The sequence below is a fragment of the Phenylobacterium sp. RIFCSPHIGHO2_01_FULL_69_31 genome (assembly GCF_001824475.1).
Taxonomy (GTDB): Bacteria; Pseudomonadota; Alphaproteobacteria; order Caulobacterales; family Caulobacteraceae; genus Phenylobacterium.
The window spans coordinates 168,887-177,695 of record NZ_MHXN01000016.1 but is presented as its reverse complement, the minus strand read 5'-3'; the positions used below and the strand labels follow the sequence as shown (position 1 = coordinate 177,695).

Genomic DNA, 8,809 nt, shown 5'->3' with positions numbered 1-8,809 from the left:
TGGATGGCCGGGACAAGCCCGGCCATGACGAGAAGGGGGTCGGTCAGGCGTCCGCCAGGACGCACCCCACCCTGAAGGCCACGGTCAGCCCCGGCCAGCCTCTGGAGCTTGGTCAAGGATTGGGCCCCCCGGCCCAACCGCCCCGCGGCGGCGCGCCAGCGCCGTCCTTGAGGAAGCGGAAGAGGCTGGCATGCTGCGGGCGAGGGCCACGCATTTGGGCCCGCCGAACGGACGCAGGCAACGTCGCCTGAACGTCGAAAGCAACCGTCGCGCTGCCGACTCGCGCCGCCACACCGAACGGCAGCTAAGAGTAGAAAGCTGACCGCGAACGGCTAAGCTCGCCCAATGAGCGTCGGACGCATTGCAAAGCTGGTGGCGGTGCCGCTCGGCATTGTCCTTCTACTGCTAGTGATGGCAGTCGCGTTTCGCCTCTGGGACAACGGCCGCGTACGGGTTCACAGCGCAGAGCAAGCTGCGGCCATGGCGAAAGCCGAGGCGGGGCCGCGCGTCTCCAGCCTTCCGATGCAGATAGAAACTGAGCAAGATTTCTGGATCATCCGCTTCGGACCGGACGCTCAAGGGCGGATGCACAACTATCTCGTCAGCATCTGGGACAAACGGGCGGGCTCCGTCGTGGAGCAGACAGTCATAATGGACGTCGACCTGAACGAGCGCGGCCGGTCTGGCGCACAATGAACCGGCGTTGCGCCATTCCGTGAGTGGTGCCCCCCCACCCCCCATTGACTCCCCCATCCCCCTCCACCACAACCACCCCAACTCTCGCGGGAGAGGCCGGGTCATCGCATCCGGCGCCGAAGGCGCAACCGCCCCGGAAACGCTCAGGCAAAAGGACCGCGACGGGCTGATGAACGCTGGAAAGTTCCCTTCGTAGCTCATCGAGCGAAGTCGGGACGCCGAAGGAGCAGAGGGTGCGCCGCCCACCGGCGAGGCCCGAAATCTCTCAGGCCGAAAGGACAGCGGGGGCGTGCGACGTCGGGACTCCGTCCCGCCGCGCGCCGGATCGTCAGCCGAGGTCGCCCCTTTGTCCGCCACCGACACCGCCGCCCTGAAGACCACCCCGCTCACGCAGGCGCACATCGCGCTCGGCGCCCGCATGGTCCCGTTCGCGGGCTACACCATGCCCGTCCAGTACCCCATGGGCGTCATGCAGGAGCACCTCTGGACGCGGGAGCACGCGGGCCTGTTCGACGTCTCCCACATGGGCCAGGCGCGCCTGCGCGGCGTCTCGCCCCTGTCGGCCTTCGAGGAGGTGGTCCCCGGCGACTTCATCGGCCTGAAGCCCGGCAAGCAGAAGTATTCGGTCCTGCTGAACAAAAAGGGCGGCATCGTCGACGACCTGATGGCCGGCCGTCCGGATGACGACGGCCTGTTCGTGGTGGTCAACGGCGCCTGCAAGGACAACGACTTCAAGGTCATCGACGACGAGCTCGCCGGCCAGGTGGACATCCAGCGCCTGGAGGATCGCGCCCTCCTCGCCCTCCAGGGCCCGGAAGCCGCCGCCGTGTTCCAGGCCCACGTCCCCGCCGCCGCCGACATGGTGTTCATGGACATCCGGTCCCTGCCCGGCTTCGGCACGGACCTGATCGTCTCCCGCTCGGGCTACACCGGCGAGGACGGCTACGAGATCTCGGTCCCGGCCGCCGAGGCGGTCCGCGTCTGGAACCTCCTCCTGGCGGACGAGCGGGTGCGGCCCATCGGCCTGGGCGCCCGCGATTCCCTGCGCCTGGAGGCGGGCCTGCCGCTCTACGGCCACGACCTGGACGAGACCGTCAGCCCCGTCGAGGCGGGCCTGACCTTCGCCATCAACAAGAACCGCCGCGAACAGCGCGACTTCCCGGGCGCGGCCCGGATCGTCAAGGAACTGACCGATGGCCCGGCCCGGGTGAAGGTGTGCCTCAAGGTGCTGGAAGGCGCCCCGGCCCGCGAGGGCGCCGAGGTGGCCGACGCGAACGGCGTGGTGGTCGGCGTGGTCACCTCCGGCGGCTATTCCCCGGTGCTGAAGGGCGGCATTGCCCTCGCCTTCGTGCCCCCCGAACTCAAGGCCGTGGGCACGCCCCTAAAGGTCATCGTCCGCGGCAAGCCCCAATCCGCCGAAGTCGTCCCCAGCCCCTTCGTCCCCCACCGCTACGTGCGCAAGGCCTAGGCGATGAAGGGCCGCATCGCGCCGCAGGCGCAACAAATCAAACCGCAGAAAACGCAGAAGAACTCAGAAGCGGGCCATCGCGCCTTCTGCGCCTTTCTGCGTTTTCCGCGGTTCCAAATTTCTAGCGGCTCCGCCGCCATCCAGTTCTAGGGGAGACCTCCAATGCGCTTCACCAAGGATCACGAGTGGGTCGTCCTCGAGGGGGACGTGGCCACCATCGGCATCACCGCCCACGCCGCCGAGCAGCTGGGCGACGTGGTGTTCGTCGAGACGCCGGAGCCCGGCAAGGTGGTGAAGGCCGGCGACGCCTTCGCCGTGGTCGAGAGCGTCAAGGCCGCCTCGGACGTCTACGCCCCGATCTCGGGCGAGGTGATCGAGGGCAACACCGTCCTGGGCGACGCCCCCGAAACCGTGAACGCCGACCCCGAGAACGGCGGCTGGTTCGCCAAGGTCCGCGTCTCCGACCCGTCCCAGTACGACGCCCTCATGGACCGCCCCGCCTACGAAGCTTTCCTCGCCACCCAGTAGGCGCGCAGCGCCAGTGATCGAACCACTGACCATCACCGACCACCACGGACATCGCCGCGGCCCTGCCCGTCCGTGATGGTCCGTGTTGGTCCGTGGTTCCAAAAATGACAGCGCCGCCGGCGCACAGGACTGAGCCCATGCGATACCTCCCCCTCACTCCCGACGACCGCGCCGAGATGCTGGGCGTGATCGGCGCCCCGGACATCGACGCCCTGTTCGCCGACGTCCCCGCCGCCGCGCGGAAGGCCGACCTGTTCGACCTGCCGTTGCATGCGGGCGAGCTGGAGGTGGAGCGTGAGCTGACGGCGCTCTCGGCCCTGAACCGCGCCGCCGGGGCCGGGCCGTTCTTCTGCGGGGCCGGAGCCTACAAGCACCATGTGCCGGCCACCGTCGACCACATCATCCAGCGGTCGGAATTCCTGACCAGCTACACGCCCTACCAGCCCGAGATCGCCCAGGGCACCCTGCAGGTCCTGTTCGAGTTCCAGACCCAGGTGGCGGCCCTCACCGGCATGGATGTGGCCAACGCCTCCATGTACGACGGCTCCACCGCCTGCGCCGAGGCCGTGATGATGGCCCAAAGGGTCAACCGCCGGGAGAAGGCGATCCTCTCCGGCGGCCTGCACCCGCACTATGCCGCCACCACCCAGACCATCGCCCACGCCGAGGGGATGGAGATCGTGCGCCTGGCCGCCGCCATCGACGCCGAGGCCGCGGTGATCGACGCCATCGACGACGAGACCGCCTGCGTCGTCGTCCAGACCCCCAACGTCTTCGGCGTGGTCACCGACGTTTCCAAGATCGCCGAGGCCGCCCACGCGAAGGGCGCCCTCCTGATCGTGGTGACGACCGAGGCCGTCGCCTTCGGCCTCCTGAAGACGCCCGGCGAGATGGGCGCCGACATCGCCGTGGCCGAGGGCCAGTCGATCGGCAACGCCCTGAACTACGGCGGCCCCTACGTCGGCCTCTTCGCCGTGCGCGAGAAGCTGGTGCGCAGCATGCCCGGCCGCCTCTGCGGCGAGACCGTCGACGCCGAGGGCCGGCGCGGCTACGTCCTGACCCTGTCGACCCGCGAGCAGCACATCCGCCGCGAGAAGGCGACCTCCAACATCTGCACCAACTCGGGCCTCTGCGCCCTCGCCTTCACCATCCACATGACCCTGTTGGGCGGGACGGGCCTTTCGCAGCTCGCGCGGATCAACCACGGCAAGGCGCGCGAGCTGAAGGCCGCGGTGGAGGCCGCGGGGCTGGAGGTGCTGACCCCCCGGTTCTTCAACGAGATCGCCGTGCGGACGAAGGGCTCGGCCGCCGCCCTGGTGGACGACCTGCTCGCCGACGGCATCGTCGCCGGCGTCCCCTACTCCCGCCTCGACCCGCACGCGGGCTTGGACGACGTCCTGCTGCTCTGCGCCACCGAGACCACCACCAGCGAAGACATCGCGGCCCTCAAGGCCGCCCTGACCCAAAAGGCCGCCTGATGACCATGCAGAACATCGGACGCCCCACCCGCCCCGAAGGCGCGGCCGAGAGCACCGGCTTTACCTCGCTCACCGGCGGCCGCGGCCTCCTCCAGGACGAGCCGCTGATCTTCGAATTGGGCGGCTGGACCAAGACCGGCGTGGACCTGCCCGCCGCCTCGGGCGACGCTGCGGACCTGGCCGGCCTGACCCGCGCGGGCGTGGACCTGCCCGGCCTCTCCGAGCCCGAGGCCGTGCGCCACTACGTGCGCCTCAGCCAAAAGAACCACGCCATCGACCTGGCGCTCTATCCGCTGGGCTCGTGCACAATGAAGCACAACCCGCGCCTCAACGAGAAGGCCGCCCGCCTGCCGGGCTTCGCCGACCTGCACCCCCTGGCGCCCGTCGCCACGGCCCAGGGCGCGCTGCAGCTCATGGACCGCCTGGCCCACTGGCTGAAGACCCTGACCGGCATGCCCGCCGTCGCCCTGACGCCCAAGGCCGGCGCCCACGGCGAGCTCTGCGGCCTGCTTTGCATCAAGGCCGCCCACGAGGCCGCCGGCCAGGGCCACCGCCGCACCGTCCTCGTCCCCACCTCGGCCCACGGCACCAACCCGGCCACCGCCGCTTTTGTCGGCTATTCCGTCCAGGAGATCGCCCAGACCGAGGACGGCCGCGTCGACCTCGCCGACCTCGAGGCCAAGCTCGGCCCCGACGTCGCCGCCATCATGGTCACCAACCCCAACACCTGCGGCCTCTTCGAACGCGATGTAATTGAAATCGCTCGACTAACTCACGCCGCCGGAGCCTATTTCTACTGCGACGGGGCCAACTTCAACGCCATCGTCGGCCGGGTCCGCCCCGGCGACCTCGGCGTCGACGCCATGCACATCAACCTGCACAAGACCTTCTCCACCCCCCACGGCGGCGGCGGCCCCGGGGCCGGCCCCGTGGTCCTCTCCGAGGCCCTCGCCCCCTTCGCCCCCGCCCCCTGGGTCGTCAGCGGCCCCGACGGCCTCGACCTGGTCGAGGAGGCCGCCGCCGACGCCGCCCAGGCCTTCGGCCGCATGTCCGCCTTCCAGGGCCAGATGGGCATGTTCGTCCGCGCCTACGCCTACATGCGCAGCCACGGCGCCGACGGCCTGCGTCAGGTGGCCGAGGACGCTGTCCTCAACGCCAACTACATCAAGGCCCGCCTCTCCGACGTCATGACCCCGGCCTTCCCCGACGGTCCCTGCATGCACGAAGCCCTGTTCGATGACGCCTGGCTCGACGGCACCGGAATCACCACCCTCGACTTCGCCAAGGCCATGATCGACGAGGGCTTCCACCCCATGACCATGTACTTCCCCCTGGTGGTGCACGGAGCCATGTTGATCGAGCCGACGGAGACCGAGTCCAAGCGCGAGCTGGACCGCTTCTGCGAGGCCCTGCGCGCTTTGGCCGCAACGGCCAAGCTTGGCGACGTCGAGCGCTTCAAGGGCGCGCCCCACTTGGCGCCGATGCGGCGGCTGGACGAGACCTTGGCCGCCCGGAAGCCGAAACTGGTCTGGAAGCGGGAGTCCGGCGGGGCCTAAGCGACGGGAAATGCACAGGATCCTGTGCCAATCTGTGACAGTCCTGCACCGAGGTGTGGCGCCGGCGCCATGAGCTGGGGAATAGGCGCACGTTAGGAAAATTTAACGGCGCCTCGTCTTTACGATTCTCCCGTACGTACGCATATGAGGTGCGTGACGGCGGGTCCTCCCCGTTCCGCCGCGCACCCCCCAGGACTATCCAAGTGTCATTCGCCATGCCCTCTCTGCGCGTCTATCGCGCCACGGACGATCTCGCGCGCGAGATTGCCGGCCGCATCAAGCGGTTCGGGCTGGTGATGCTTGGCTTCGCGATCATCGTGGCGGGCATCGCCATCGCCCCCCTGCCCGGCCCCGGCGGGATCCCGGTGATCGTGGTCGGCCTGATGATCGTGCTGAAGAACTCGTTCAAGGCGCGCCGCCAGTTCGTGCGGCTGCACCGGGCGCACCCGCGGATGCTGTCGCCGATCCGGCGACTGCTGCGGCGCGACCCGGAGTTCATGGCGCTGTTCTATCACCAGACCCTGCGGGTCGAGCGGATCCTCCTTCCGCGGCGCATCCGCTTCGTGAAGCCGCTCCGCCGCCGCTTCAGGCGGTAAACCACTTCGCGGCGCGCACCTGCAGCGAGGTGCGCCCACGAACCCCACAAGGCTCATGCACAGTCCGGAAATTCGGCGCGTCTCCCCAGGCGGAGCGCCGCGGACTGATCATGTCATTGTGGGGTTCGTGGACAGGCGACGGACGCGCGACGTTCCCCAACGCTAGGCGTCCGGCCACGGGCTGCCGCGCCGCAAGGGCGCGGGCCCGATCTCAGCAAACTATTGCAGCTTCCCCGCCAGCTGACCGATCGCCTTGTCGATCAGCGGATCGGACTTCGCGCCCGTAAGGCGCTGGGTCAGCACACGCTCGGCCATCTGGGCGGCCAGTTCGGCCGCGGCTGCCTTCACGTCCGCCGCGGCCTGAGCCTCGGCGATCTGGATGCGCTGCTCGGTGAGCTTCTGGCGACGCGCCAGGCTCTCCTCGAGCTTGGCCTTGGCGTCGGCCTCGAACAGGCGAACCTGCTCCTGGGCGGCGGCGAGCATGTCCTCGGCCTGGCGCTGGGCGGCGTCACGCTCGGCCTGCAGCTCCTGCAGGAGGCGCTGGGCTTCTTCCCGGATGCGCGCGGCCTCGTCCAGGTCGGACTGGATCTTAGCGGCCTGGCCATCCAGGGCGGCAGCGACCGCTCGCGGCGCCTTGGCCACGAAGATGACGATGGCGAGGAAGATCAGAAGGCCTGCGCCGACCCAGAATTCGGCCTCGGCGGGATTCAGGAATGCGGGCATCAGGCGACCCCTTCAGCGGCCTTGGCCTCTGCGGCCGTGACCGGCTTGCCGGTAAGCTTGGCGACGATCGACGAGGCGGTTTCCGCCGCGATCCCACCCACATTCGTCATGGCCTGGTCGCGCAGGCCGCGGATCCGCACCTCGGCCTTGTCGATCTGGGCCGACAGTTCGGCGTCCTGCGCAGCCTGGGTCTTGGCCATCTCGTCCGACGCCTTGGCGCGCGCGTCGGCCACCAGCTTGCGGGCGTCGGCGCGGGCCTTGTCGATGTCGGACTTCACCGCCTCGGCCTTGGCGTCGGCCTCGGCTTGGACGCGGCGAGCTTCGCTCAGCGCGTCGGCGATGGTCTGGGCGCGGGTGTCCGCGACCGCCCGGAAGCGCGGGACGAAGACCCGGGCGAACAGGACGTAGAGGATCGCGAACAGGATGAGGAGCCAGACGATCTGGCCGCCCCAGTACTCGAACTGGAACTGCGGCAGACCGCCGCCGCCCTCGCCGTGGCCGGCCGCCTCGGTGGTCCCGGCAGGGACGCCGTGGTCGGACGCAGCGTGCGCGGCTTCGGCGGCGGGGACGCCGTCGGATGCGTCGACGGGCGACGCGGAATGGGTCTCGGTGGCCATCAGGCTCGTAAGTCCTTGTAGTCCGCCTTAGGCGCGCCGCGTCGAGGCTGCGCGCCCTGGACGGGCGCGGGCTTAGCTGAAGAGGATGAGCAGGCCGAGCACGAAGGCCAGGATGCCCAGGGCTTCGGTCAGAGCCGCGCCGAGGATCAGGTTGGTGAACTGGCCGCCGGCGGCGGACGGGTTACGGGTCGCGCCTTGCAGGAACCCGCTGAACAGGGTGCCCACGCCGATGCCCGCGCCGATCATGCCGAGGGTCGCGAGGCCCGCGCCGATGAACTTAGCCGCTTCCGCTTCCATGGTGTGTTGGTCCTACTGCGAAGTTGAGTTTGAGGGTTTTCGAGGATCGGCCGTCAGTGGTGATGGCCGAGGTTGACCACGTCGTTGAGATAGACGCAGGCCAGAACCGCAAAGACGAAGGCCTGAAGGAAGGCCACGAGGAACTCCAGGGCCGTCAGGGCGACGACGCCGCCCAGCGACAGCATGGCGCCCGGGATGCCCAGGAGGCCCAGGCCGCCGCCGGCCGCCAGCATACCCAGCGAGACGACGAAGCCGGCGAACACCTTGAGGGCCACGTGGCCGCCCAGCATGTTGCCGAAGAGACGAAGCGCCAGGGTGACCGGCCGGAGCAGGAACGAGATGAACTCGATCGGCGTCACCAAGATCAACATGTACCAGGGCACGCCGGCCGGGACGAACAGCTTGTACATGTTCGCGCCGTTGCGGACGAAGCCGATGATCAGGACCAGCAGGATGGTCATCGCCGCCAGCGTCGCCGTGACGGCGAGCTGCGAGGTGGCGGTGAACACCAGGAACAGGCCCAGCAGGTTCATCGCCAGGATGAACAGGAACAGGGTGAAGATGAAGGGGAAGAACTTCCGCCCCTCGTGCCCGATGATCGAGGTCGTCAGGTTGTCGATGTAGTTGAACGCGGCCTCGCCCACCATCTGAAGGCGGCCGGGCACGACGGCGCCCTTGGACGTCGCCAGCGCGAAGAAGCCCGCGATCCCCGCCGCGGCCAAGGTCATGGCCAGCGTCGAGTTGGTGAACGCCATATCGATGACGCCCACGCCCGGGATCGCGAAGTCCGGCAGATCCACGATCTTGTGGATCTCGAATTGATGCATCGGGTCGGCCATGCCGCCTCGAA

11 protein-coding genes and 1 riboswitch are annotated in these 8,809 nt (G+C 69.0%); of the genes, 7 read left to right on the top strand and 4 right to left on the bottom strand.

Annotation, left to right across the window (positions count from 1 at the left end; translation table 11 throughout):
* Positions 1-345 precede the first annotated feature (345 nt).
* The 7 genes from A2790_RS12430 (at position 346) to A2790_RS12400 (ending at position 6,322) form a co-directional block, all read left to right on the top strand.
* Positions 346-696 carry a hypothetical protein gene (locus A2790_RS12430; RefSeq protein WP_293391973.1) on the top strand — a complete coding sequence of 117 codons (351 nt, stop codon included), beginning with the start codon at positions 346-348 and terminating at the stop codon, positions 694-696.
* Between the two features lie 77 nt (positions 697-773).
* Positions 774-865: riboswitch (glycine riboswitch) on the top strand.
* Between the two features lie 177 nt (positions 866-1,042).
* Positions 1,043-2,164 carry a glycine cleavage system aminomethyltransferase GcvT gene (gene gcvT / locus A2790_RS12425; protein ID WP_293391971.1) on the top strand — a complete coding sequence of 374 codons (1,122 nt, stop codon included), beginning with the start codon at positions 1,043-1,045 and terminating at the stop codon, positions 2,162-2,164.
* Between the two features lie 3 nt (positions 2,165-2,167).
* Positions 2,168-2,314 carry a hypothetical protein gene (locus tag A2790_RS12420; RefSeq protein ID WP_293391969.1) on the top strand — a complete coding sequence of 49 codons (147 nt, stop codon included), beginning with the start codon at positions 2,168-2,170 and terminating at the stop codon, positions 2,312-2,314.
* Between the two features lie 12 nt (positions 2,315-2,326).
* The gene (gene gcvH / locus A2790_RS12415; protein ID WP_293391967.1) at positions 2,327-2,692 is read left to right on the top strand and encodes a glycine cleavage system protein GcvH; all 366 of its coding nucleotides are present in this window, start codon (positions 2,327-2,329) and stop codon (positions 2,690-2,692) included.
* A gap of 137 nt (positions 2,693-2,829) precedes the next feature.
* A complete protein-coding gene (gcvPA, locus tag A2790_RS12410) occupies positions 2,830-4,170 on the top strand; it encodes an aminomethyl-transferring glycine dehydrogenase subunit GcvPA (protein WP_293391965.1) in 1,341 nt (446 codons plus the stop codon).
* Entirely contained in the window at positions 4,170-5,726 is a 1,557-nt protein-coding gene (gcvPB, locus tag A2790_RS12405) for an aminomethyl-transferring glycine dehydrogenase subunit GcvPB (protein ID WP_293391963.1), read from the top strand. The genes gcvPA and gcvPB overlap by 1 nt, the downstream gene beginning before the upstream one ends.
* Before the next feature lie 215 nt (positions 5,727-5,941).
* The gene (locus tag A2790_RS12400) at positions 5,942-6,322 is read left to right on the top strand and encodes a PGPGW domain-containing protein (protein ID WP_068874869.1); all 381 of its coding nucleotides are present in this window, start codon (positions 5,942-5,944) and stop codon (positions 6,320-6,322) included.
* Between the two features lie 219 nt (positions 6,323-6,541).
* Here A2790_RS12400 and A2790_RS12395 read toward each other — a convergent pair whose 3' ends face one another.
* The 4 genes from A2790_RS12395 to A2790_RS12380 all read right to left on the bottom strand — a co-directional run bounded on the left by A2790_RS12395 (position 6,542) and on the right by A2790_RS12380 (position 8,798).
* Complete coding sequence (locus tag A2790_RS12395; protein ID WP_293391958.1) at positions 6,542-7,045, bottom strand: F0F1 ATP synthase subunit B; 504 nt, start codon at positions 7,043-7,045, stop codon at positions 6,542-6,544.
* Entirely contained in the window at positions 7,045-7,662 is a 618-nt protein-coding gene (locus A2790_RS12390; protein ID WP_293391955.1) for a hypothetical protein, read from the bottom strand. The genes A2790_RS12395 and A2790_RS12390 overlap by 1 nt, the downstream gene beginning before the upstream one ends.
* 72 nt (positions 7,663-7,734) lie before the next feature.
* Positions 7,735-7,959: a F0F1 ATP synthase subunit C gene (locus A2790_RS12385; protein WP_293382167.1), complete on the bottom strand. Its 225-nt coding sequence runs from the start codon at positions 7,957-7,959 to the stop codon at positions 7,735-7,737.
* A 53-nt stretch (positions 7,960-8,012) separates the two neighbouring features.
* Positions 8,013-8,798, bottom strand: coding sequence for a F0F1 ATP synthase subunit A (locus tag A2790_RS12380; RefSeq protein WP_293391953.1), 786 nt, complete (start codon positions 8,796-8,798; stop codon positions 8,013-8,015).
* Positions 8,799-8,809 lie beyond the last annotated feature (11 nt).

Bases quoted from the DNA above. Each gene is read 5' to 3' on its own strand.
- A2790_RS12430 (WP_293391973.1), top strand. From the start codon at position 346: ATGAGCGTCGGACGCATTGCAAAGCTGGTGGCGGTGCCGCTCGGCATT.
- A2790_RS12420 (WP_293391969.1), top strand. From the start codon at position 2,168: ATGAAGGGCCGCATCGCGCCGCAGGCGCAACAAATCAAACCGCAGAAA.
- gcvH (WP_293391967.1), top strand. From the start codon at position 2,327: ATGCGCTTCACCAAGGATCACGAGTGGGTCGTCCTCGAGGGGGACGTG.
- gcvPA (WP_293391965.1), top strand. From the start codon at position 2,830: ATGCGATACCTCCCCCTCACTCCCGACGACCGCGCCGAGATGCTGGGC.
- gcvPB (WP_293391963.1), top strand. From the start codon at position 4,170: ATGACCATGCAGAACATCGGACGCCCCACCCGCCCCGAAGGCGCGGCC.
- A2790_RS12400 (WP_068874869.1), top strand. From the start codon at position 5,942: ATGCCCTCTCTGCGCGTCTATCGCGCCACGGACGATCTCGCGCGCGAG.
- A2790_RS12395 (WP_293391958.1), bottom strand. From the start codon at position 7,045: ATGCCCGCATTCCTGAATCCCGCCGAGGCCGAATTCTGGGTCGGCGCA.
- A2790_RS12390 (WP_293391955.1), bottom strand. From the start codon at position 7,662: ATGGCCACCGAGACCCATTCCGCGTCGCCCGTCGACGCATCCGACGGC.
- A2790_RS12385 (WP_293382167.1), bottom strand. From the start codon at position 7,959: ATGGAAGCGGAAGCGGCTAAGTTCATCGGCGCGGGCCTCGCGACCCTC.
- A2790_RS12380 (WP_293391953.1), bottom strand. From the start codon at position 8,798: ATGGCCGACCCGATGCATCAATTCGAGATCCACAAGATCGTGGATCTG.